We start from the raw sequence: 21,594 nt of genomic DNA, 5'->3' as shown, positions 1-21,594 counted from the left end.
ATAGATTCAGGGATGGAGGGGGACTGGAGATGTCACTAGTAGCAGCAAAAATTCCTGAAATACAGCTGGAGCATGTCGAAATGCGTTACCAGACGGAGACGGCAGATGTGCTGGCCCTGCATCAGGTAAGTCTCGATATTGCCAAGGGGGAGTTCGTCTCCCTGCTGGGTCCTTCCGGGTGCGGAAAGACTACTCTTCTGAGGCTGATGGCAGATCTTATAACACCAACGGCTGGAAATATCATGGTGGCAGGCAAAAACCCCAAAGAGGCCCGGCTGGCACAGAAATACGGTATCGTGTTCCAGAGTCCGGTGCTGTATGACTGGCGGAAGGTCAAGCATAATATTACACTGCCGCTGGAGCTGCTGGGCGTCAAGAAATCGATCCGTGAGGACAAAGCGCTGGAGCTGCTTGATCTCGTGGGCTTGCAGGGGTTCGCTGATAAGTATCCCTGGCAGCTCAGCGGGGGGATGCAGCAGCGTGTAGCCATTGCCCGGGCGCTCTCCATAGAGCCGGAAATCCTGCTCATGGATGAACCGTTCTCGGCGCTGGATGAATTCACGCGCGAGCGGCTGAATGAAGAGCTGCTCTCCGTCTGGAGTAAGGTACAGAGCACGATTGTGTTCGTTACCCACAGTATTCCCGAATCGATCTTCCTGTCGGACCGGGTGTTCGTCCTGTCTCCGCATCCGGGCAGGCTCTCGGCGGTTGTCGATATTCCGCTGCCCCGTCCGCGTACGGCGGACATGAGGAACAGTCCGGAGTTCTTCGAGCTGATTGCCCGTATCCGCGACAGCTTCGAAGGGGTGTAGTGATGAAGCTGAACCGTGCGTTAATGCGGAACCGCGCGCTACCGCTGTTTGTCTGGATCTGCGGCCTGCTGGTGCTGTGGGAGGCGGTCTCCTGGTGGCTGCTGCATGTGGCGAAGACGCCGCTGGCCCAGTCCAAGCTGCCTTATGTCCACGAGGTGGCGCTTACTCTGTGGCAGTACAGCGGCACCCTTCTCCGTGAAGGGGGAGCTACCTTCGGCAATGCCGGGGTGGGCTTCCTGATCGGAGCGCTCTCTGGAGTGCTGCTGGCCGTGCTGATGAGTCTCTCCCGGACGATAGAGCAGCTTGCCTTCCCGTATGCGGTTGCTTCGCAGATGATTCCGATTCTGGGACTGGCGCCGATTATATACGGGATTGTGCGGGATGAACAGCTGTCGCGGATCATCATCTCCGGCTATATCACCTTCTTCCCGGTGGCGCTGAATATGCTGCGCGGTCTGCGGAGCGTGGACCCCTCTGCCCTGGAGCTGATGCACTCTTATGCCGCTAAACCGTGGGCTGTATATTGGAAGCTGCGCTTCCCGGCAGCGCTGCCGGGGCTGTTCAGCGGGCTGAAGATTGCAGCGCCGCTGGCTGTAACGGGTGCAATTCTGGTTGAGCTCATGGGTGCGCAGCGCGGGATCGGGGTCATTATGCTCCGCAATCTCTATTACGGACCCTCCCATACGTATATGTTCTGGTCTACGGTACTGGTTGGTGCTCTGCTGGGCATGGCCAGCTATTGGCTGATGAGTCTGGTGGAACGTCTGGTAGCCCCCTGGCAGCCGGAATTCCGTCCCCAAGGAGGCAGCCGCTAATGGAAAGTAATACGGTTCGCGAATTCTCGTCATCTAACAACGTTATTACGCCAGATACGGATCAAGGCGGAGATCCATGGAAATTCCTGAAATGGCTGAACCCCGGGTTCGTGCTGCCGCTGCTTGCCGGAGCTTTGTTCCTGCTGCTGTGGGAGCTCCAGATCTTTCACCGCATCTTCGATCTGAAGAAATATCAGCTCCCCTTGCCCTCCGCCATCGCTGAAGCGATGCGGGACAATCTCAGTCTGCTGCTCTCTTATACAGGGTATACCCTCACTGAAGCCGTTCTTGGTATGCTGATCGGCTCCGGCTGCGGCTTCCTGATTGCCTTGGCTGCTACGGCCTGGCCCCGCTGGGGCGGCGGCAGTCTCACGATGGTAGCTGCACTCAATGCCGTGCCCATAGTGGCGCTTGCCCCTATCATGAACCTGTGGTTCGGGGACGGCATCGGCTCGCGGGCGGCAATTGTGACCGCGACCACTATGGCGGCTATGGCGATCAATGCCTACAAGGGCATGGCGGCTGTGGACCCGCTGGCGCTGGACCTGATGCATTCCTATGCGGCAGGCAAACGGGCGGTATTCCGCCATCTGCGGATTCAGAACAGTCTGCCTTATGTATTCACCGCCTTGAAGATCAACGCTACAGCGAGCATGATCGGGGCGATTGTCGGAGAGTTCTTCTTCTCCTCGCGGGGGCTGGGTTATCTGCTCTCGAATTCCATCAAGGTGGCGAAGATGCCGCTGGGCTGGTCCTGCATCGTGCTTGCCGCGGTTGCCGGAGTAATCTTTTACCTGGTCGTAGAGCGGCTGGAGAAGGTGTTTATCAAGTGGCACCCTTCCCGGCGTACGTAGTGTGTAATTCCTGCATAGGGCAACAAGAACGCAATCATACTGTGTTAGGCCGTCTTACAAAAAAATGATTGGTAGGGGGAGTTGCTATGATGAAGGGCAAACAGGGCAAAACTCGTGGAGGATTATGGCTTGCGGCGGCTCTAATGCTGATCTCGCTGCTTGCGGGCTGCGGCGGCAACAACAACGCCAGTCCCTCCGGAGCAGAAGCAACTGCGGGGAATGCGGCGGCAGCTTCACCGGAAGCTGCGGCAACCACAGAACCGGCGGCTGAGCCGGTTACCGTGAAGCTTCAACTCAAATGGGTGCCTCAGGCCCAATTCGCCGGGTACTTCCTGGCGCAGGACAAAGGGTATTATGCGGCGGAGGGCCTGAAGGTTGAGATTCTGCCGGGCGGGCCGGATATCGTGCCTGAGCAGCAGGTGGCCGGCGGTTCGGCCGATATCGGGGTGGACTGGGTGGCGAGTCTGCTGACCAGCCAGGAGCAGGAGATGCCGCTGGTGCAGATCGCCCAGATTTTCCAGAAGAGCGGGCTGGTGCTGGTATCCAAGAAGGAGGCGGGCATCACTACACCGGCTGAGCTGAAGGGCAAGAAGGTGGGCAACTGGATGGGCGGCAATGAGTTTGAGCTTCTGGCGCTTTTTGATAAATACAAGCTGGATTCAGGCAAGGATCTGAACTTCACCAAGCAGGGCTTCACGATGGACCAGTTCCTCGGCGGTGAGCTGGATGCGGCCTCGGCCATGACCTATAACGAATATCAGGTGGTGCTGGAGTCAGGCATTAAGGCAGAGGACCTCAGTGTTATCGACATGAATGACGAAGGTGTGGCGATGCTCGAAGACAATCTGTTCGCCAATAAGGAGTGGCTGGAGGGCAACAAGGAGACGGCGGCCAAGTTCGTCCGCGCTTCTCTGAAGGGCTGGGCGGATGCGATTGCTGATCCCGAAGCAGCTGTGGACAGTGTGATGAAGCTTGCGGAAGCGGGCAGTACAACCCGGGAGCATCAGCTGACGATGATGACAGAGGTTGCCAAGCTGATCCAGCCGGAGGGCTTCGATGCTTCCAAGCTGGGCTATACGGATGCTGCCGCCTTCCAGCAGACTGCCGATATCGCGCTGAAATTCGGGGTCATCAAGACGGCTTCCAAGGTGGAGGAGGCTTACACGAACGAGATTGTGGAGATGGCGGCGAAATAACAGGCAACAGGATTCCTTCATAGCTGAAGCAGATGGCCGCCTGGTAAGGCGGTCATCTCTTCTAGGGTAGCGGACGAACACAGGAAAAGAGGTGCGGACGATGACACTGCTCACGGGGCAGGCCAGTAAGGTGAAGAACTATATAAATGGAGCTTGGGTGGAGTCCTCCTCCGGGCGGCAGGAGGAAGTGTTCAACCCGGCGACCGGCGAAATCATTGCCTATGTGCCGATCTCCAGCCGGGAGGAGCTGGATGCAGCCGTGCGGGCAGCTTCCAGAGCTTATTCCGAGTGGAAAAGAGTCGCCGTCCCGCGCCGGGCCCGCTATTTCTTCCGGTACCAGCAGCTGCTGTTACAGCACAGCAAGGAGCTGGCGGAGCTGATCACGCTGGAGAACGGTAAAAGCCTGGAGGAAGCGCTGGGAGAGGTGCAGCGCGGCATCGAATGCGTGGAATTCGCCGCCGGCGCTCCCACGCTGATGATGGGCAGCCAGCTGCCGGATATCGCGACAGGCGTAGAGTCCGGCATGTACCGCTATCCCCTGGGAGTTGTGGGCGGCATCGCCCCGTTCAACTTCCCGATGATGGTGCCCTGCTGGATGTTCCCGCTGGCGGTAGCCTGCGGCAACGCCTTTGTGCTGAAGCCCTCCGAGCGGACACCGCTGCTGGTGAACCGGCTGGCCGAGCTGTTCGCAGAAGCGGGCTTCCCGCCGGGGGTGCTGAATGTGGTGCACGGGGCGCATGAGGTGGTGGATGGCCTGCTGGCGCATGAGGAGGTGAAGGCGGTCTCCTTCGTCGGCTCGCAGCCGGTGGCGGAATATGTCTATAAGCAGGGGACTGCGCACGGCAAGCGGGTGCAGGCGCTGGCCGGCGCGAAGAATCATTCGATCGTGCTGAAGGATGCCGATCTGGACCATGCGGTGAAAAATATCCTGTCCGCAGCCTTCGGCTCGGCGGGCGAACGGTGCATGGCCTGCGCTGTAGTGGTGGTGCAGGAGGACATTGCCGATGAGCTGGTGAGCCGGATCGCTGCGGCCGCAGATGGATTGAAGATCGGGAACGGCAAGGAGGAGGGTGTGTTCCTGGGCCCGGTCATCCGGCAGGCGAACAAAGACCGGACGATTGATTACATTGAAGCTGGGCTTGACGAGAAAGCGGTGCTGGTGCGGGATGGCCGCAAGGATGCTGCGGCTGCGGGCAACGGCTATTTCCTGGGCCCGACAATCTTCGATCATGTGGTACCGGGTATGAAGATCTGGCGTGACGAGATCTTTGCGCCGCTGCTGTCAGTGGTGCGGGTGAAGAATCTGGCGGAGGCGATAGCGGTCACGAATGAGTCGCCCTTTGCCAACGGGGCCTGCATCTATACTGACAGCGCCAGGGCGGTCCGTGAATTCCGTGAGGAGATCGATGCGGGGATGCTGGGTGTCAATCTGGGCGTACCTGCGCCGATGGCATTTTTCCCTTTCTCAGGGTACAAGAAATCGTTCTATGGAGATCTGCACGCGAACGGCCGTGACGGTGTGGAGTTCTACACCCGCAAGAAAATGATTACCGCGCGTTACTAAAAGAAGGAAAGCCAAGGAGGAGAGTGTGCCGTGCAGAGTCTGGGCAAAGAAAGTGAGCTGGCGGTTAAGAAGGACCAGCGGTATTTGTGGCATAATATGACTCCTTACAGTGAGCAGCATCCGCCGATGATTGCCGCTTCCGCAAGCGGTTCATGGGTTACCGATATCGACGGCAACACATTCCTGGACGGCATGTCTGGCCTGTGGTGCGTGAATGTGGGGTACGGGCGCAAGGAGCTGGCGGAGGCGGCGTACAACCAGCTGCTGAGCCTGCCGTATTTCCCGCTGACGCAGAGCCATATGCCGGCCATCGCGCTGGCCGAGAAGCTGAATGAATGGCTGGAGGATGAGTATGTCATCTTCTTCTCCAACAGCGGCTCGGAAGCGAACGAAGCAGCCTTCAAAATCGCCCGCCAGTACCAGCAGCAGACCGGCCAGCCTGACCGCCATAAATTCATTGCCCGCTACCGGGGCTATCACGGAAGCTCGCTGGGCGCCCTGGCGGCGACCGGGCAGGCGCAGCGCAAGTACAAGTACGAGCCGCTGGGCGGCGGGTTCCTGCATGTAGCGCCGCCGGACAGCTACCGCCGCCCGGCCGGCATGACCGAAGAAGCGTTCAACCTCCAGTGTGCGCAGGCGATTGAGGATATGATCGTCTGGGAAGGCACAGAGTCTGTAGCGGCGGTAATTATGGAGCCGGTCATTACCGGCGGGGGCGTGATCGTGCCGCATCAGGTCTATATGGACCGGGTGCAGGAGATCTGCCGGACCTACGGCGTATTGCTGATTATCGACGAGGTGATCTGCGGCTTCGGGCGGTCCGGCCGCAAGTTCGGACATCACAATTTCGGAATCAAGCCCGATATTGTCACGATGGCGAAGGGGCTGACGAGCGGCTATCTGCCGTTATCGGCTACCGCTGTGCGCAAGGAGATCTATGAGGCCTTCAAGGATAACAGCGATGACTACGGGCACTTCCGTCATGTGAACACCTTCGGCGGCAATCCGGCTGCCTGTGCGCTTGCCCTGCGCAACCTGGAGATTCTGGAGCAGGAGCGGCTGGTCGAACGCGCCGGAATTCTGGGCCGCAGGCTGGAAGGCGGGTTCGCTGGGCTTCTGGAGCATAAGCTGGTTGGCGATATCCGCAGCTTCGGGCTGGTCCTGGGGATTGAGCTGGTGGCGGATAAGGCCACCAGAGTGCCTGCTGAGCTAAGTGTGGTTAAAGGAATTATTGCCGACTGCAAAGCCAAGGGGCTGATCATCGGCAAGAACGGCGATACGGTGGCTGGCTTCAATAATGTGCTCACCTTCGCTCCGCCGTTATCCTCGACGGATGAGGATGTGCAGTTCATCATCGATACCTTCACAGCTGTGCTGAACGGGAGCTGGGCAGAGTGAATTTCTCCGGGTACAGGAACTGGTAGGCGCGCAGGGCGACCTGAATGGAGATCCGGTTCTCCGGGAGCATGAAGTCCTCGCCGAGCAGCTCGGTGATTTTGTCCAGCCGGTAGTAGAGGGATTGCCTGACGATGAAGAGGCTGCGGGCGGCGATCTGCTTCGACCCGTCATGATCGAGGTAGACGCGCAGCGTCAGCAGCAGTTCGCTGCCCTTCGCCTCATCATGGTCAATCAGCGGGCCGATATAGCTGCGGATGAAATTCTCCAGCGTCTTGCCGTCGTTCAGGCTCAGCAGCAGCTGGAAGACGCCTAACTCCTCATACATCAGGACCGGCTTCTGGTAACAGGAATAGAGGGACAGCGCTTGTACAGCTTCCTGGTAACCGGCATGAGCATGCTTCAGGCCCTTGTGGGACTTGCTGACTCCGATGACGAGCTGCAGGTCCTTCAACTTCTCATCCGCACGGATATGCTGCAGGGAATCAAGCGCCTGCTGCAGGCGCAGCTTGCCGGGCAGCTTGGACTGGATATCCAGTGCAATGACGGTCAGCCGGTTGTTCTTCAGGGTGATCAACGGCCGGAGGGAGTACTTCTCGAAGATGGAGCGCAGAATGAGCGAAAGATGGAAGGTGATGGATTCCCAGTCATTCTCCGAGCTGTTCCATTTGACATCCCGGGGATTCTCAATCTCGATCAGACAGACCCGGTAGGGCAGCTCATTGACCAGGTTGAAGTCCGGGCCGACCAGCCCCTTGAGCCGGTTGTCGTCCTGAGTGCGTCCAGAGGCCAGCTCATCCACCCACAGATTCTCCGAGAACAGCTTCCGCTCCTCCATGTACCGCGTGCGCAGCAGCTCCTGTGCGATGGATAAGGAGGCGGAATCGAGCAGCAGACAGTCGAATTCCTGCGGCTTGTGATTACAGACCATCAGGATATAGGCCCAGGTCTGATCCAAGGCTCCAACGGGCTTCACGGCGATGGTCTTGTGGCCGTATTCGCGGATATAGGGGGCCGCCTCGGGCTGTACCCCTTCCATCTCTTCGCTGAAGGTCTCGAAGAAGCCCAGCAGCGGGCGCTGCTCCTCGGGCGCGAGGGCGGGGAAGAAGAGGGGTTTACCTTGCAGCTGCATATAGAGAATCTGTGTGCGGGTGCTTTTACATAACAATTGCAGGACCTTAAGAGTCCCCTGGGAGGTTAGGGTCAGCCGGTGGAATTCGCGGGAGATGCTCTCCAGCTCTTGCAGCATCCGGTGATGGCGGTTGATGATGAGAGAATGCAGATCGAGTGTAATGTCGACGAACCGTACAGTGCGGGCGAATTGGATCAGCGGAAAATCATGCAGGTTGGCCAGATTGATCATCTCCTGCGGAATGGCACTGAAGTAGGCTCCCAGCTCAATGCACAGGCAGGCGGCGTTCTTATCAATCAGATTCTGCATGAAGGACAGGGCGGCGTCCAGATCCGTGCTTGCGCTCATTCCGGTAGTCAGAATCATCTCTTCCCCGTGAATCAGACTCTCCAGGCTCGCGCTCTCCAGCACATGCACCCAGCGGACTGCCCGGTTCAGGCCGTTTCTTCCCCCGATCAGCTCAGCTTCAGCGAACAGCGGCCGCTTCAGCGCGTCGCGGATCGTAAATACAAGTTCAAAGTCCATAAGCTTCCCCCTCGTTAACATAGTTCTCAGGCCATTCTCACAGGTAAAAAATAGACTTTTGAAATTAGACAATCTGTCTAATGTAACGAAAAAACGAATTGACTATAGTTTGAATATAATATGTCAGGAAACTTAACTCAAATTGGAGTGCGATTAGCGATTTTATCGGCTTGAAGTTTATTTTACTACAATAATTCTTACAAGTATGCAAAATATTAAGGCGATCATCGTAATAATGTTATATTATATAACATAAATCGAAGCCGAGAGTGGAAGCTACTTTGGCCAGAAGGAGGGGTACCCAATGGAGCAATCTTCACCGTTAACCACATTTACACCTGAGCTGTTCATGCGTAATTTTGCCGAGGCAGAGCCGGGGCTTACCCGCAAAGGAGCTATCGAAGAATCTAACCGCTGTCTGTACTGCTATGATGCGCCCTGTATCCAGGCCTGTCCGACCAGCATCAATATCCCTTCCTTCATCAAAAGAATCGCTACCGACAATCTCAGAGGGGCGGCGCAGACGATCATGGACGCCAATCCGGTCGGCGCAAGCTGCGCACGGGTATGTCCTACGGAGGAGCTGTGCGAGGGGGCCTGTGTGCTGAACGGCGCTTCCGCACCGATTGAGATTGGCCTGCTGCAGCGTTATGCCACGGATTGGGCGATCCGCAGCGGCCTTCAGCTCTTCCGGGCAGGTGAGCCTAACGGCAAGAAAGTAGCGGTGATCGGCGGCGGACCGGCAGGTCTGTCAGCGGCCAGAGAGCTGGCGCGCGAAGGCTTCCAGGTGGTGATCTATGAGGCGAAGCCGCTGGCCGGAGGCCTGGATACCCACGGGATTGTCTCCTTCCGGCTGCCGCAGGATATTTCGCTCTGGGAAGTGGAGCAGGTGGAGAGGCTGGGCGTAGAGATCCGCACGGGAATGAAGGTGGGCGTGGATATTTCCATAGAAGAGCTTAAGGCCGGATATGATGCCATTGTGCTGGCGGCCGGGATGGGGTACGTCCCTCCGCTGGGGATTGAAGGCGAGAAGCTGTCCGGTGTCTATGATGCAATTGAGTTGGTGGAGACCACCAAGACCGGGATTCCTGCCCTGGAGCTGATGGGACAGCGTGTGGCTGTCATTGGTGCAGGCAATACGGCCATTGATGCGGCCACCTGCTCGGTGCGGCTCGGCGCGGCGAACGTGAAGATGATCTACCGCCGGACTCGCGGGGAGATGACGGCTTATGATTTTGAATATGAATTCGCCAAGCAGGAGGGTGTGGAGTTCAACTGGCTGACGCTGCCGAAGCGGATTGTCGGGGATGAGCAGGGGAATGTCGCGGCACTGGAATGTGTGCGGATGGAGCTGAGCGGTGAGGCCGGGCCGGATGGACGCCTGTCTCCCGTGCCGGTGGCAGGCTCGGAATTCCTGCTCCCGGTGGATGCTGTAGTGGTGGCTATCGGCCAGAAGCGGCGGATGGACCTCATTGAGGCGCTGGGGCTTAAGCATAAGCGGGGGGTAGTGGAGATTGATCCCGCGACCGGCCGTACCTCTGATCCGCAGATTTATGCTGCCGGCGATATTGTTTTTGGGGCAGGAACGGGGGAGGCCATGGTGGTCTCAGCCGCGCAGCAGGGCAAGGATGTTGCCTATGCGATTGTGAAGCAGTGGTCAGGCCGTCAGGATGGCGTAGTCGGCTCTGCCGTATAAAGCGTATTTCTTAGAAGGGGAGGGAATGGCAATGGCAGATCTCAGTATTGATTTTGCAGGCATCAAGTCACCGAATCCGTTCTGGCTGGCCTCTGCGCCGCCTACCAATACAGGCTATCAGGTGCAGCGTGCGTTCGAGGCAGGCTGGGGAGGCGCGGTGTGGAAGACGCTCGGAGAGCCGGTCATCAATACCTCGGCCCGGTTCGCCGCCGTTCATTTTGGCGGCCAGCGTGTAGCGGGCTTCAACAATATTGAGCTGATTACCGACCGTCCGCTGGAGGTCAACCTGAAGGAAATCTATGAGACGAAGCGGAGATTCCCGGACCATACGATCATTGCTTCCCTGATGGTGGAGCCGAAGCGGGAGAAGTGGCATGAGATTGTGAAGCGCGTGGAGGCCATCGGGGTAGACGGTCTGGAGCTGAACTTCGGCTGTCCGCACGGCATGGCTGAACGCGGCATGGGCGCGGCTTCGGGCCAGCAGCCTGATCTGGTGCAGGCGCAGACCGCCTGGGTCAAGGAGGTGGCAACCACCCCGGTCATTGTGAAGCTGACGCCGAACATCACCGACATTACCGTGGTGGCCCGGCACGCCGTCAAGGGCGGAGCGGATGCAATCAGCCTGATCAATACCATCAACAGTCTGGCCGGGGTGGACATCCACAGCTGGAATACGATTCCGAATGTCGGCGGCCAGGGAGCGCACGGCGGTTATTGCGGCCCGGCCGTCAAACCGATTGCCCTTAGCATGGTGGCAGAATGTGCCCGGGACCGTGAAGTCGGTGTACCGATCTCCGGCATCGGCGGCATCTCCACCTGGCAGGATGTCGTCGAATTCATGCTGATGGGCTCGACAGGTATTCAGGTCTGCACAGCGGTTATGCATCATGGCTTCAGGATTGTGGAGGAGATGATCGACGGTCTGAACCATTACCTGGACGAGAAGGGGCTGGCTTCGGTAACCGAGCTGATTGGCAAGTCGGTGCCTAAGTATTCCAACTGGGGCGATCTTGACCTTAACTATCAAGTCGTTGCGCGGATCAACGAGGAGAACTGTATCAACTGCAATAAATGCCATATTGCCTGTGAAGACGCCTCTCATCAATGCATCGATATGCTGACGAATGCGGAGGGCAAGGCGATTCTGCAAGTGCGTGAGGAGGATTGTGTGGGCTGCAATCTGTGTTCGATTGTCTGCCCGGCAGACGGAGCCATTGATATGATTGCACTGGAGGGCGGAGCGGCCCCGATGAGCTGGAATCAGCGCAGCCGGATCATCAGCGGGGTTAACGGTTCTTATTCGGAAGCGGAGGTGGGATAAGATGAAGAAGATCATCAAGCACGGAATTATCGTTACAGCGGCAGATACGTACACGGGGGATGTCCTGATTGAGGATGGAATCATCAGTGGCATCGGCCTGAATCTGGAAGCGCCGGGAGCGGAGATCATTGATGCTTCCGGCTGTTATGTCTTTCCGGGAGGGATTGATCCCCACACCCATCTGGATATGCCCTTCGGCGGTACAGTTACCGCCGATGACTTCGAGACCGGCACGATTGCCGCTGCTTACGGCGGAACCACCACGGTCATCGATTTCTGCCTGACCACGAAGGGGCAGCCGCTCCAGCAGGCTGTAGATACCTGGCATCACAAATCGCAGGATAAAGCGGTCATCGACTACAGCTTCCACCTGATGGTATCAGAGCTGAATGACAAGGTGCTCAGCGAGCTGCCGCAGATTATCGAGCAGGAGGGCATCACCTCGCTGAAGGTGTTCATGGCCTACAAGAACACGTTCCAGGCGGACGACGGGGTTCTGTATAAGACGCTTCAGGCGGCGAAGCACGAAGGGGCGCTGGTTATGGTGCATGCCGAGAACGGCGATGTTATCGAATATCTGGTGGACCAGGCGCTGGCCGCAGGGAATACCGATCCGCTCTATCATGCGCTGACCCGTCCCCCTGAGCTGGAGGGCGAGGCGACGGGCCGGGCGGCGTATTTGACCGGGCTGACGGATTCACAGCTCTATGTGGTGCATGTCACCTGCGCCGAGGCGGCCTGGAAGATTGCGGAGGCCCGCAAGAAAGGGCTGCGCGTCTACGGCGAGACCTGCCCGCAGTATCTGGTGCTGGATCAGTCGGCGCTGGCGAAGCCGGACTTCGAAGGCGCCAAGTATGTCTGGTCTCCTCCGCTGCGCAAACAGTGGAATCAGGATGTGCTCTGGGATGCCCTCTGGAGCGGGACGCTGCAGACCATCGGCTCCGACCAGTGCTCATTCAACTTCAAGGGACAGAAGGAGCTGGGACGGGGGGATTTCTCGAAGATCCCGAACGGTGGACCCACCATCGAGGACCGGTTCAGTGTCCTCTACTCCGAAGGGGTGCAGAAGGGCCGGATCACGCTCAACAAATTCGTGGATATCATCGCCACCTCAAGCGCCAAGCTGTTCGGCCTGTTCCCGCAAAAGGGTACGATTGCCGTGGGCAGCGATGCTGATATCGTGATCTTCGATCCTGCAGTGGAACGGACACTGTCGGCAGAGACCCATCATATGAACGTGGACTATAATGCGTTCGAGGGGCTGGAAGTCAAGGGAGAGCCGGTCTCTGTGCTGAGCCGGGGAGAGTTCGTGATCCGGGACAAAGTATTCGTCGGTGCCGCAGGACAGGGTAAATACCTGCACCGCAAGCGCTTCGAGGCCGAAGCTCCCCATCCGGCCCAGGCAGAAATCAGCGGAGGAGTGGTCTAGGATGTCAGCATTTGCAGAGTTCGACCGGGAACGGCAGGAAATTGACAATCTCATCGGGCTAGGCTATACCGTGGCCGGGATCTATGAGGATCTGGACGGTGCCAGGGTTACCTTCATCCGCAGGGAGCCGGCCGGCGGGCCGGTGGAGCTGCTGCTGCTCACAGCGGACGCACGTAAGCATGTGACGACGCTGCTTGTGGGCGGAAGCAGACAGGCTGCTGCTGAGATTCATCGGTGAACCCGCATTACAGTGAATCATTCCCCTTATATTCCTCACGAAGGATCGACATGATTGTCAGCGATTCAAATCCACCCTCCGTCCGGATACATTCGCGGAGGGTGCCTTCCTTTTTGAAGCCGGCCGCTTCGTAGACATGCTGCGCTCTGACATTGTAATCCTTAACGTCGAGCCACAGCCGGTGCGTATCCGTGTGATTGAATGCCCAATGGATCAGCAGCTTCAGCGCCATTGTTCCGTAGCCGCGATCCTTGGTCTGTATTACAATCCGCTTGATACAGAGTGTGAGATTAGGATATGTATATACACCATAGTACAAGAAATATAGACGGCAGCTAATGATGTAAGGGATATGTATGTGGATGGAGCTGCCGCAGTTGCAGGGTACACTGCTACGTCAGAAGACGGTTAACGGACTCCAGTGCAGAGAAGACGGAGACGGACGGAGATTGGCTAATTTCGATCCTTGCCGGGGCGTTCGCTGTGACATCGGGCGAGTAGAGATAGATGCTATTCGCGGCTTCAGAGGTGCGGATTCTGGTGAATTCATTGGCCAGGCTGATCGTTGAGGAGGAGGCAAGTGTAAGTTCTTTGACCCTCAGCTTGAACGTGACCAGCGTCTGATCTACTGCCGGAATCGCCTGCTGCCCGCTGCCCGCTTCAACCTGAATATCAATGCCGCGCATACTTGTGTTTTTTCCGAGATAGATACTGCCATCCACAGGACTCTGGAAATTGAACTGGAACAGGTTATCGACCTCATTGCCAGCCGTATAATTTCCTTCCGTATAGACCGAATGCTGTGTATATTCAAGGTTATCAAATACCTGGCTGTCATATTGGATAATGAAGTTAAGATAGCTGTAGCCAAGGTCATTTGGCGCGAAGTCTTTTAAATGCACCAGCACGGTAACTTCATCCCCCGGATTATAGGCCTCTTTGTCAGTGGTCACCTCAACAAACATCGCAGGAGCGGTGGTATCCACTGCAGCCTCACGAATCATGGACATCATAAGCGGCAGTACCTTCATCCCTCTGATTGCCCGCTTGAATCTATTCCTTTTATTCATGTTACATCCCCCATTGCCATCATAATGATGCATCCCTATGCACGAATGATCTTGTATATGAACAATGGTAACAATTGTCACTGATAAAATACTGATAAACGTCGAACCATGGCGTAAAATATCGAAAAAATGCCGGGATTACAAATAAAATTCTAAAGCTTTTCTAGCCCATGCAGGAATTTCATCTCTGCAAAAGCCGATTTGTGAGTTCTGGATTTCCATCACCACCTCAGGTTCACTGGTGTTGTCGATAATGGTGACTTCATCTGAGATCTCTAAAGCAGGTTTCAGGTTGCTCAAGGATTCACCGTATCTCCAGCGGATATCTTTTTCGGCAATCCAATGCCCTCCTTGCTCCACTCTTGAAGCTACCCGATCTATATGCATTTGCACATCCTGTAATCCAATATAATACATGACGACTTTATAACCTTGTTGCTTAGCTGTCTTCATGTGACGTAAGACAAAACTTCCCGATAGAGTAGTTTCTATAGCGAAGTTTTCTTTATGACTGATTAGTTCCCTTATTTGCTTTACAGCCTCTCGTCCAGCAGACAGATCTGCACTTCTGGGATTTTCCGGATTAATCCTCTTAGCAATCTGGTCAGGATCAATAATGGTTCCAACATAGTCCCTCAACTGGAAACTAATTGTGCTTTTTCCAGCTCCATTAGTTCCGGCAAAAACCGTCATTACAGATTTAGATTCACTCATGACTAACAAGCTCAGTCCGGTTACCGGCTACATCATAAGTAATTTCGAATTTTTGACCAGTGGCATCTTCACGAATTCGTTTCCCGTTTTTTATATAATAGATGGAAGCTCCTGCTTTCTTGGCTTCTGCGACTGCATGCTGGTTTGCCTTTTTTAGTAACCGTTGTAATTCTTCTCTTTGGGGCAGCATTAGGATAGCACCTCACTTGAATATTGGGATTTATTTTATGATAGTATAACACAACCCAATTCCCCCCCTGAAAATACCCGGACCCTATTTACCCAGCCGCCGGTATTCGTCGACGAACCAGTCCGGCAAGGCGTCGCCGGTCTCTGCAATGTAGGATTCACTGAACTGGGTGAATTTGCGCTGGGCGCGCAGGGGTTTGGCGGTTTCGTAATAGATCGCAATCAGCCGCAGGGCGTAGCTCTCCTCCAGCGGCTCCAGCTCCGTCAGGCGCATGGCGTAATCTTCGGCCTCGTGTGGCCGTGCAGCCTGCACCAATCCCAGGGTAAGCTGCTCCAGCAGCTTGAGGTACAGCCGGCGGTATTTGTCACGGGCGGAATACACCCAGAGGCTGTCCAGCGACTGAAGCAGATCACCGGTGTACAGAGCGGCGGCCTGCTGCATACCCTCTAGCTGGCTGCTTTGCAGCGCAAGCGCCGCAGCTTCCTGGAATTTCTCAATGTCCCCCTCAATCCCCCTCGATTCCAGCCTGTAGTTTTCCCTGCCGAAGGTCAGCTCAATCTTGTCCTCCAGCGCGGCTTTCTTCAAGGTGGTGCGGATCTGGTAGACTGTAGTGTGCAGATATTGCTTGCCCTTCTCGTAATTCCACTGCGGAAACACATCATTCAGGATCACGCTGACACTGCCCTGCCTGTGAATCCACAGATACGCAAATAATTCCTGGGCCTTATGTGTTCTCCACTTCACCAAGCCCTGAGGGCTGGTTAGCTCATAATCCCCCAGGAGCCGGAACGCAGTTGTCCTCCCGGCTGCTCCAGTTGCTCCGGCTGCTCCGGCAGCCCCAGGCGCTAGACGCTTACTGAGCAGCTTGTTCCAGGTCTTGAGCAGCCGCGAAGGATCAACGGGCTTCAGCAGATAATCCATCGCAGACAAGTCGAAGGCTTCGACAGCATAATTCCGGTAGGCGGTTACGAATACGATGTCTGTGTCCGGAGATACTGGCAACAGCTTCTCGGCAAAAGTGAGGCCGGACAGCTCCGGCATCTGGATGTCCAGGAATAGAACATCCGGCTTCAGTTCGGAAGCAGCAGCGAGGGCTTCGCGCGGGTTATCGTACGTCAGGACAGAGGATACTCCTTCACACTGGAGCAGCAGCCGCTTCATCTGATCCAGTGCCGGCCATTCGTCATCAATTACCATTACAGAGATGCTCATACTCAGGAGACCTCCTCCTTCCATGGGATTGTTATCAGTACATCTATACCTCCGCTGGCTCCCCGGGTAAGAATCAGCGGGCGCCCGAACTGTGTGAGCAGCCGGCGGTTAATGTTCCGCAGGCCGATTCCGGTGCCTTCGCCATGCGAAGATCGGTAGTCGTCCTTCATCCACGAGGATAGCTGTTCATCGCTCATTCCCTTTCCGTTGTCCGAGACGGTGATCAGGATATCACCGCCCTCCTGCCGGGTGGAGATGATCACTGTTCCTCCGTCAATTTTCTCCATCAGTCCGTGACGAACAGCATTCTCTACAATGGGCTGCACAATCAGCGGCGGCAGCGGGAATTCACTAACCTCAATATGATACTCGGCATTCAGCCGCTTCCCGAACCGGGCCTGCTCCAGTGACAGATAGGCTTCGATCAGCTCCAGTTCCTTCTCAAATGGAATGGCGGTCTCCTGGTTGCTGAAGTCGAAGCTGCCACGCAGGAAATGGCTCAGATCGTATAGCAGCAGCTGCGTCTTCTCGGTGTCACGCGTACTCATCCAGATGATTGTATTAATAGCGTTGTACAGAAAATGCGGCTTGATCTGCGCACGCAGCATGGCGATCTCCGAGCTGAGCCGCTCGGAGACAGACCGCCTTAGCTGAACCAGCGTGTTAACCCGTCCCTTAAGATCACTCCAGATATAAGGCTTATGGATAAAATCATTGGCTCCGGCGCGGAAGGCCGCCTCGTTGAAGTGAAGCTGCTGCCCGGCTGTAGCCATCAGGATCGGCAGGTCCAGCGGGGTGTAAGTCTGGCGGATGATCCTGCATAGCTCAAGGCCGGACATCTCGGGCATCATAACATCGATCATACAGAGATCGAAATTACGGTCAACAGCCAGCAGCGCAAGCGCCTCCTTGCCGCTGCTGCGGCTTGCGATGCTGTAATTCTCCAGCGACAGCAGGTTGGTCAGAGCCTTCAGGCTGGCATAGTCGTCATCTACGATCAGGATACGCGGCGCATAGGGAACGGCTTGTCCGCTGGACTGCGGCGGATCAGCCGACCGGTATTTCCAGAGGTCATCCAGCATTTCCGGCTGGGTATACGCTTGTCTTAAGAGCGCCTGTTCTCCGGCTTGGGCGGCAGCGGCGGCTTCCGTCTCGTTGCCCGGAAGCGTGAAGGTGAATGTGCTGCCCCGGCCAACCCGGGAAGAGACGGAGATGCTCCCGCCATGCAGCTCTACCAGCTTACGGCTGATCGCAAGGCTCAGCCCGAGGCCTCCGGTCTCAAGGGAATCGGCCTCGCTCAGCTGCTCATAGTCATGGAAGATACACTCCAGCTGATCCTCGGGAATGCCCTTTCCGGTATCGGTGACGGCAATGGAGAGGAACTCCTCCTGCCAGGCGGCCTCGATGACCACGCTGCCGCGGTCCGTGAATTTCAGTGCATTATCCAGCAGGCTATAGAGGATCTGCATCAGCCGCTGTTCATCAGCCTGGACCAGGAAGCGGCCCGGCGGGATGTGATTTTTGATGCGGATGCTGCCCTTCTTGTTCAGGAACTGGAAGACCTCAATGACAATGGCTGCCACCCCCTGGACATCGACGGTCCCCCATTGCAGGGTGATGCGCTGGCGCTTGATCTGCTCATAATCGAGAATATCCCTGACCAGGAAGGCCAGCCTTCTGCCAGTACCGAGAATCAGCCGCATATCCTCCCGCTGGGACGGGCTTAGCGGTCCTCCGGCTCCCTCATGCATGGATAAAGCCACGTTAATGATGGCATTCAGCGGCATACGCAGCTCGGCGGAGGTCTTCAGCAGGAACTCATCCTTATCCCTGTCCTTGCGCTCCAACTGCCGGGACAGCTGCTTAATGGTCTCGTAGGCATGGGCGTGGCGCGCAGACAGGAACAGCCCTTCGGCAAGAATGAAGATCGGACCGGCTACCGGCGGAACAGCGTAGAGTTCGGTACCGAAGAACAGATTGCTGGCTAAGGATAAGGTGAACATGACTGCGGCAATCACACCGATCAGCAGATAGTTAGAACCGGTCTCCCTCAGCCAGGCAGCCTTGACCATGACATAGAAGGTATAGCAGACAGAGATGAAGCTGAAGGCCAGCAGGACCCCTGTAATCCGCGAATATACAGGCAGTGTGGTGAACAGTACAATGGTGCAGAAGCACAAGGCATATACGAAGCAGATCCGCTTGAAGAGCCGGGAATACAGTGCGGGAAACAAAGAATGGGTATAGCTGGACACGCAATAGAACCCGACTACACCCGACACCGCCTGCAGCTTGCTGAATCCTTCATAGGAGAGGGATGGAAGGTACTCGAAGAGCAGCTTCTCACTGTGAGTCAGCATGTAGAGGGCGATCACGAAGCAGTAGACAGCCAGCTGGAGCGAAGACTTGTCCTCTTTGCGCTGCAAGCCCTGGCCGATGAAATAGCAGCCGATAAAAGCAAAGCCTGCCACCAGCAAAGTGTCGTAGGTCCGGTTCCGCTGGTCGATGGCAGCTATAGCAGCAGGCGTGCCGATCCGGATAGGCTCCGCAATGCCTCCGTTTGAATAAGTGAAATTGGATGTATGTATCAGAATCTCCGCCAGGTTATCCTTGCTGTGAAAAATCAGGGAATACGGATGATTGCGCGGCTTGGTGGTCTCCCGGGATTCCCCCGGCGTTCCGCTTCCGCCCAGCCGCTCGCCATTTACATATACTTCGCTGGCATTGCGGATATTGCTCACCTTGAGGGCGAAGGCGGGAACCTCCGGCGGCAGCTGAACCAGCAGACGGTAGGTTGCATATCCGTAGCGGGAGAAGCCGGTAGCCTCCGATGCCCGGCCCCAAGCGCCGGGCACGGACATATAGGCCGGTGCCTCTGCTGTTCCGGATAAGGTATCCAGCGGTTCCAGCAGCTCCTGCCAATAGAATTCCCATTTCCCTTCAAGCGGGTAGACGGCAGAATTATCGAAGGTGCAGGAGGATAAATCGGCCCATCCTGACCTTGGGCTGTAGCAGGCAGACGAGGAGCCGAGCAGGGGGATCAGCGCCACTGCGGCGAGCAGGCCGATGCATAACAGGGCGAGCACTCTTTTGGCCAGCAGACTATAATCAAATGTTCTCATAATTTCATCATATCTCCGGCAGCTTGCGCTTGTCCAGCTTCCTTCTACTTCCCGCCGGAAGTGTTGTATAATTGAAATTCCAGATCGTACTTGAGGAGCGCTGAAGAAATGTTCTATATAGATATTATGTCATGGCTGACCGAGGAGCGCCTGTTGCAGCTGCTGGAGCAATACCGCTCGTTCGGGCCGCTGCCGGGTGTGGGGCTTACCTTCATGAAATCGTTCGTACCTCCGCTGCCGACTATAGCAATTGTAGGGCTTAACGGGGCGGTGTACGGGCTATGGCTGGGGTTCCTGTATTCCTGGATCGGTCTGGTCGCAGGCTGCACGGTCACCTTCCTGATTATCCGCAAGATTGCCGGACATCCCTACCTCACCAAATGGGCCAAGCGGCCCAAGGTAGCCAAAGCGATGACCTGGGTCCGCCAGAGCGGGTTCAGCTATGTGTTCCTGCTTAGCCTGTTCCCGGTGGGTCCGTTCGTGGTGATTAATATGGCGGCGGGTCTGGCCGGAATGCGGCTGCGTTCCTATCTGATTGCACTGTGTGCCGGCAAAGCCATTATGGTATTTGCGGTATCCTACATCGGCAATGATGTGCAGCGGTTCATCCGTCATCCGGCGGAAATCATCTATGTGCTGCTGTTTATCGGAGCTTCTCTGTGGGGGGTTAAAGCGATTGAAGCCAGGTTCGCCCGGCTGGCGCGGGAGCGGGAGCTGCGCGGCCAAGCGCCGCTACAGCACAAATAATTCACGAATCTCCCCGTCCTCTGTAACGCCTCTCTCCCCGGTATGAAGCCAGCTATTGGTGACAGCATTGTAGCGGTAATCCTTGCTCCATTCTCCAATATTGCTGACGATAGACTGTACGGCGAAGACCATATGCTCCACCTCCCGGTCCGTCATGATCGGGTGCAGGGACAGGCGGATCCAGCCCGGCTTCAGCGACTGGTCCCCGGCGTGGATCGCCTGGATAAATGCCTGGGATTGCGCCGGGTTCAGCCCGAGCAGCTGATGGCCGTACGGACCGGCGCAGGAGCAGCCGCCACGCGCCTGAATGCCGAAGCGGTCATTCAGCAGCCGTACCGCGAGATTGTAATGAATCTCCTTCAGCGTGAAGGAGACAATGCCATGCCGCTTACGGTGTAGGCCCTCCAGCACGGAGCAGCCGGGAATCTGCGCCAGCCCCGAGAGCAGCTTCCGGCACAGCTCTTGTTCACGGACGATCATATATTGTCCGGTTCCGTTCATCTGCTCCTTCAGCTTCACGCAGAGGGCGGTGCGGATCGCCTGCAGGAAGCCGGGGGTGCCCCCGTCTTCGCGGACCTCAACATCATCGATGTAGCGGCGTCCGCCCCAGCGGTTCACCCATACCACGGTGCCGCCGCCGGGCTCATCCGGCAGCCGGCCGGTGCAGAGCGCGGTGTCGAACAGCAGCACGCCACCGGTTCCCGGGCCGCCGAGGAATTTATGCGGCGAGAAGAAGATGGCGTCCAGCTTCTCCTGCGGGGCTGCCGGATGCATATTGATCTCCTGATAAGGGGCGCTGGCTGCAAAATCCACGAAGCATACCCCGCCATGCCGGTGCATGAGCGCAGCGAGCTGATGATACGGGGTCTCCATGCCGGTGACATTGGAGCAGGCGGTGAAGGAGCCGATCTTGAAGCGGCGGTTCCGGTAGATCGTCAGTAGCTCCCCGAGCTGCTGCAGATCCACCTCTCCTCCTGGCCCGGATGGAACGGTAACCACATCGCCGAAGCTCTCCTGCCAGGGCAGCAGATTGGAATGATGCTCCATATGACTGATGAAGATAACCGGGCGCTCCTCCGGTGCGCAGAGGGTTTCCTGCTTCAGCCATTCCGGCAGCTTCAGGCCCATAATCCGCAGCAGCTTGTTCACCGCGCCGGTGGTGCCGTTGCCGCAGAAGAGCAGGGCATCTGTGGGGGCGGCGTTCACATGCTGCCGGATGATGCTCCGTGCTTCATGATAAGCCAGGGTCATGGTCAGGCCGGTGGTGTTGGAGTCGGTGTGCGGATTGCTGACATAGGGGCCGAAGGTCTCTTGTATTTTGCGCTCAATCGGCTCATACAGTCGGCCGCTGGCCGTCCAGTCGGCGTACAGCAGCGGCTGCCGTCCGTAGGGGGTGGAGATCAGATGGCGGCTGCCGACAGTGTGCTCACGGAATGCCGCGAAATGCTCTTGCAGTGAAGACGGCGCGTCTGCCGCAGCGGCGCGGTGGATACTCAGCACGGACAATCCCTCCAGGCAATGAATGCTCTATCAATGAGACGGATTCCGGCAGGCGCTGGTGC

19 protein-coding genes are annotated in these 21,594 nt (G+C 56.9%); 11 read left to right on the top strand and 8 right to left on the bottom strand.

Going from position 1 to position 21,594, the window contains the following annotated elements; translation table 11 throughout:
- The first annotated feature begins 29 nt into the window (after positions 1-29).
- The 6 genes from NST26_RS31220 to NST26_RS31195 all read left to right on the top strand — a co-directional run bounded on the left by NST26_RS31220 (position 30) and on the right by NST26_RS31195 (position 6,639).
- Positions 30-812 (top strand): ABC transporter ATP-binding protein, encoded by a 783-nt coding sequence (locus tag NST26_RS31220; RefSeq protein ID WP_340980635.1) that lies wholly within the window; start codon positions 30-32, stop codon positions 810-812.
- Positions 813-814: 2 nt separating this feature from the next.
- Positions 815-1,627 carry an ABC transporter permease gene (locus NST26_RS31215; protein ID WP_340980633.1) on the top strand — a complete coding sequence of 271 codons (813 nt, stop codon included), beginning with the start codon at positions 815-817 and terminating at the stop codon, positions 1,625-1,627.
- Positions 1,627-2,481: an ABC transporter permease gene (locus NST26_RS31210; protein ID WP_340980631.1), complete on the top strand. Its 855-nt coding sequence runs from the start codon at positions 1,627-1,629 to the stop codon at positions 2,479-2,481. The genes NST26_RS31215 and NST26_RS31210 overlap by 1 nt, the downstream gene beginning before the upstream one ends.
- An 86-nt stretch (positions 2,482-2,567) precedes the next feature.
- Entirely contained in the window at positions 2,568-3,677 is a 1,110-nt protein-coding gene (locus tag NST26_RS31205) for an ABC transporter substrate-binding protein (protein WP_340980629.1), read from the top strand.
- Between the two features lie 100 nt (positions 3,678-3,777).
- Positions 3,778-5,241 carry a CoA-acylating methylmalonate-semialdehyde dehydrogenase gene (locus NST26_RS31200; RefSeq protein ID WP_339252045.1) on the top strand — a complete coding sequence of 488 codons (1,464 nt, stop codon included), beginning with the start codon at positions 3,778-3,780 and terminating at the stop codon, positions 5,239-5,241.
- Between the two features lie 30 nt (positions 5,242-5,271).
- Positions 5,272-6,639, top strand: a complete 1,368-nt coding sequence (locus tag NST26_RS31195; protein ID WP_340980627.1) for an aspartate aminotransferase family protein — start codon at positions 5,272-5,274, stop codon at positions 6,637-6,639.
- On the opposite strand, the gene NST26_RS31190 is transcribed toward NST26_RS31195, so the two are convergent.
- The gene (locus NST26_RS31190; RefSeq protein ID WP_340980625.1) at positions 6,605-8,293 is read right to left on the bottom strand and encodes a PucR family transcriptional regulator; all 1,689 of its coding nucleotides are present in this window, start codon (positions 8,291-8,293) and stop codon (positions 6,605-6,607) included. The genes NST26_RS31195 and NST26_RS31190 overlap by 35 nt on opposite strands.
- 304 nt (positions 8,294-8,597) lie before the next feature.
- Between NST26_RS31190 and NST26_RS31185 the strand changes: the two genes are divergently transcribed.
- From NST26_RS31185 to NST26_RS31170, 4 genes are read left to right on the top strand one after another with little or no spacing between them, the layout of a single operon-like run.
- Positions 8,598-9,989, top strand: coding sequence for an NAD(P)-dependent oxidoreductase (locus tag NST26_RS31185; RefSeq protein ID WP_339252039.1), 1,392 nt, complete (start codon positions 8,598-8,600; stop codon positions 9,987-9,989).
- Between the two features lie 31 nt (positions 9,990-10,020).
- Positions 10,021-11,310: an NAD-dependent dihydropyrimidine dehydrogenase subunit PreA gene (preA, locus tag NST26_RS31180; protein WP_036728203.1), complete on the top strand. Its 1,290-nt coding sequence runs from the start codon at positions 10,021-10,023 to the stop codon at positions 11,308-11,310.
- Between the two features lies 1 nt (position 11,311).
- The gene (gene hydA / locus NST26_RS31175; RefSeq protein ID WP_340980623.1) at positions 11,312-12,739 is read left to right on the top strand and encodes a dihydropyrimidinase; all 1,428 of its coding nucleotides are present in this window, start codon (positions 11,312-11,314) and stop codon (positions 12,737-12,739) included.
- 1 nt (position 12,740) lies between these two features.
- On the top strand, positions 12,741-12,977 hold the full coding sequence (locus tag NST26_RS31170; protein WP_340980622.1) for a hypothetical protein: 237 nt from the start codon (positions 12,741-12,743) through the stop codon (positions 12,975-12,977).
- A gap of 7 nt (positions 12,978-12,984) precedes the next feature.
- Here NST26_RS31170 and NST26_RS31165 read toward each other — a convergent pair whose 3' ends face one another.
- From NST26_RS31165 to NST26_RS31140, 6 genes are all read right to left on the bottom strand, one after another.
- On the bottom strand, positions 12,985-13,296 hold the full coding sequence (locus NST26_RS31165; RefSeq protein ID WP_340980621.1) for a GNAT family N-acetyltransferase: 312 nt from the start codon (positions 13,294-13,296) through the stop codon (positions 12,985-12,987).
- Between the two features lie 73 nt (positions 13,297-13,369).
- On the bottom strand, positions 13,370-14,047 hold the full coding sequence (locus tag NST26_RS31160) for a cohesin domain-containing protein (RefSeq protein ID WP_340980620.1): 678 nt from the start codon (positions 14,045-14,047) through the stop codon (positions 13,370-13,372).
- 138 nt (positions 14,048-14,185) lie between these two features.
- Positions 14,186-14,761 carry a zeta toxin family protein gene (locus NST26_RS31155; RefSeq protein ID WP_340980618.1) on the bottom strand — a complete coding sequence of 192 codons (576 nt, stop codon included), beginning with the start codon at positions 14,759-14,761 and terminating at the stop codon, positions 14,186-14,188.
- Positions 14,754-14,951 carry a hypothetical protein gene (locus NST26_RS31150; protein WP_036728216.1) on the bottom strand — a complete coding sequence of 66 codons (198 nt, stop codon included), beginning with the start codon at positions 14,949-14,951 and terminating at the stop codon, positions 14,754-14,756. Before NST26_RS31150 ends, NST26_RS31155 begins: the two co-directional genes overlap by 8 nt.
- An 84-nt stretch (positions 14,952-15,035) precedes the next feature.
- Entirely contained in the window at positions 15,036-16,163 is a 1,128-nt protein-coding gene (locus NST26_RS31145) for a response regulator (RefSeq protein ID WP_340957447.1), read from the bottom strand.
- Positions 16,164-16,165: 2 nt separating this feature from the next.
- The gene (locus tag NST26_RS31140) at positions 16,166-19,285 is read right to left on the bottom strand and encodes an ATP-binding protein (RefSeq protein WP_340957448.1); all 3,120 of its coding nucleotides are present in this window, start codon (positions 19,283-19,285) and stop codon (positions 16,166-16,168) included.
- Positions 19,286-19,393: 108 nt separating this feature from the next.
- On the opposite strand from NST26_RS31140, the gene NST26_RS31135 reads away from it, so the two are divergent.
- Entirely contained in the window at positions 19,394-20,032 is a 639-nt protein-coding gene (locus NST26_RS31135; RefSeq protein ID WP_036728222.1) for a TVP38/TMEM64 family protein, read from the top strand.
- Here NST26_RS31135 and NST26_RS31130 read toward each other — a convergent pair.
- A complete protein-coding gene (locus NST26_RS31130; protein ID WP_036728224.1) occupies positions 20,018-21,532 on the bottom strand; it encodes an aminotransferase class V-fold PLP-dependent enzyme in 1,515 nt (504 codons plus the stop codon). The two genes, NST26_RS31135 and NST26_RS31130, sit on opposite strands and share 15 nt — an antisense overlap.
- Between the last annotated feature and the right edge of the window lie 62 nt (positions 21,533-21,594).

Origin of the sequence: Paenibacillus sp. FSL R7-0128, from assembly GCF_038002245.1 — a bacterium.
In the GTDB taxonomy this organism is placed as follows: Bacteria; Bacillota; Bacilli; order Paenibacillales; family Paenibacillaceae; genus Paenibacillus_AQ; species Paenibacillus_AQ silagei.
Note: the sequence above shows the minus strand (reverse complement) of the source record. Positions and strands in the feature narration are given on the sequence as shown.

What these genes read in the sequence shown, in the direction of transcription:
- NST26_RS31220 (WP_340980635.1), top strand. Translation starts at nt 30, where the DNA reads ATGTCACTAGTAGCAGCAAAAATTCCTGAAATACAGCTGGAGCATGTC.
- NST26_RS31215 (WP_340980633.1), top strand. Translation starts at nt 815, where the DNA reads ATGAAGCTGAACCGTGCGTTAATGCGGAACCGCGCGCTACCGCTGTTT.
- NST26_RS31210 (WP_340980631.1), top strand. Translation starts at nt 1,627, where the DNA reads ATGGAAAGTAATACGGTTCGCGAATTCTCGTCATCTAACAACGTTATT.
- NST26_RS31205 (WP_340980629.1), top strand. Translation starts at nt 2,568, where the DNA reads ATGATGAAGGGCAAACAGGGCAAAACTCGTGGAGGATTATGGCTTGCG.
- NST26_RS31200 (WP_339252045.1), top strand. Translation starts at nt 3,778, where the DNA reads ATGACACTGCTCACGGGGCAGGCCAGTAAGGTGAAGAACTATATAAAT.
- NST26_RS31190 (WP_340980625.1), bottom strand. Translation starts at nt 8,293, where the DNA reads ATGGACTTTGAACTTGTATTTACGATCCGCGACGCGCTGAAGCGGCCG.
- NST26_RS31185 (WP_339252039.1), top strand. Translation starts at nt 8,598, where the DNA reads ATGGAGCAATCTTCACCGTTAACCACATTTACACCTGAGCTGTTCATG.
- preA (WP_036728203.1), top strand. Translation starts at nt 10,021, where the DNA reads ATGGCAGATCTCAGTATTGATTTTGCAGGCATCAAGTCACCGAATCCG.
- hydA (WP_340980623.1), top strand. Translation starts at nt 11,312, where the DNA reads ATGAAGAAGATCATCAAGCACGGAATTATCGTTACAGCGGCAGATACG.
- NST26_RS31170 (WP_340980622.1), top strand. Translation starts at nt 12,741, where the DNA reads ATGTCAGCATTTGCAGAGTTCGACCGGGAACGGCAGGAAATTGACAAT.
- NST26_RS31160 (WP_340980620.1), bottom strand. Translation starts at nt 14,047, where the DNA reads ATGAATAAAAGGAATAGATTCAAGCGGGCAATCAGAGGGATGAAGGTA.
- NST26_RS31155 (WP_340980618.1), bottom strand. Translation starts at nt 14,761, where the DNA reads ATGAGTGAATCTAAATCTGTAATGACGGTTTTTGCCGGAACTAATGGA.
- NST26_RS31150 (WP_036728216.1), bottom strand. Translation starts at nt 14,951, where the DNA reads ATGCTGCCCCAAAGAGAAGAATTACAACGGTTACTAAAAAAGGCAAAC.
- NST26_RS31145 (WP_340957447.1), bottom strand. Translation starts at nt 16,163, where the DNA reads ATGAGCATCTCTGTAATGGTAATTGATGACGAATGGCCGGCACTGGAT.
- NST26_RS31140 (WP_340957448.1), bottom strand. Translation starts at nt 19,285, where the DNA reads ATGAGAACATTTGATTATAGTCTGCTGGCCAAAAGAGTGCTCGCCCTG.
- NST26_RS31135 (WP_036728222.1), top strand. Translation starts at nt 19,394, where the DNA reads ATGTTCTATATAGATATTATGTCATGGCTGACCGAGGAGCGCCTGTTG.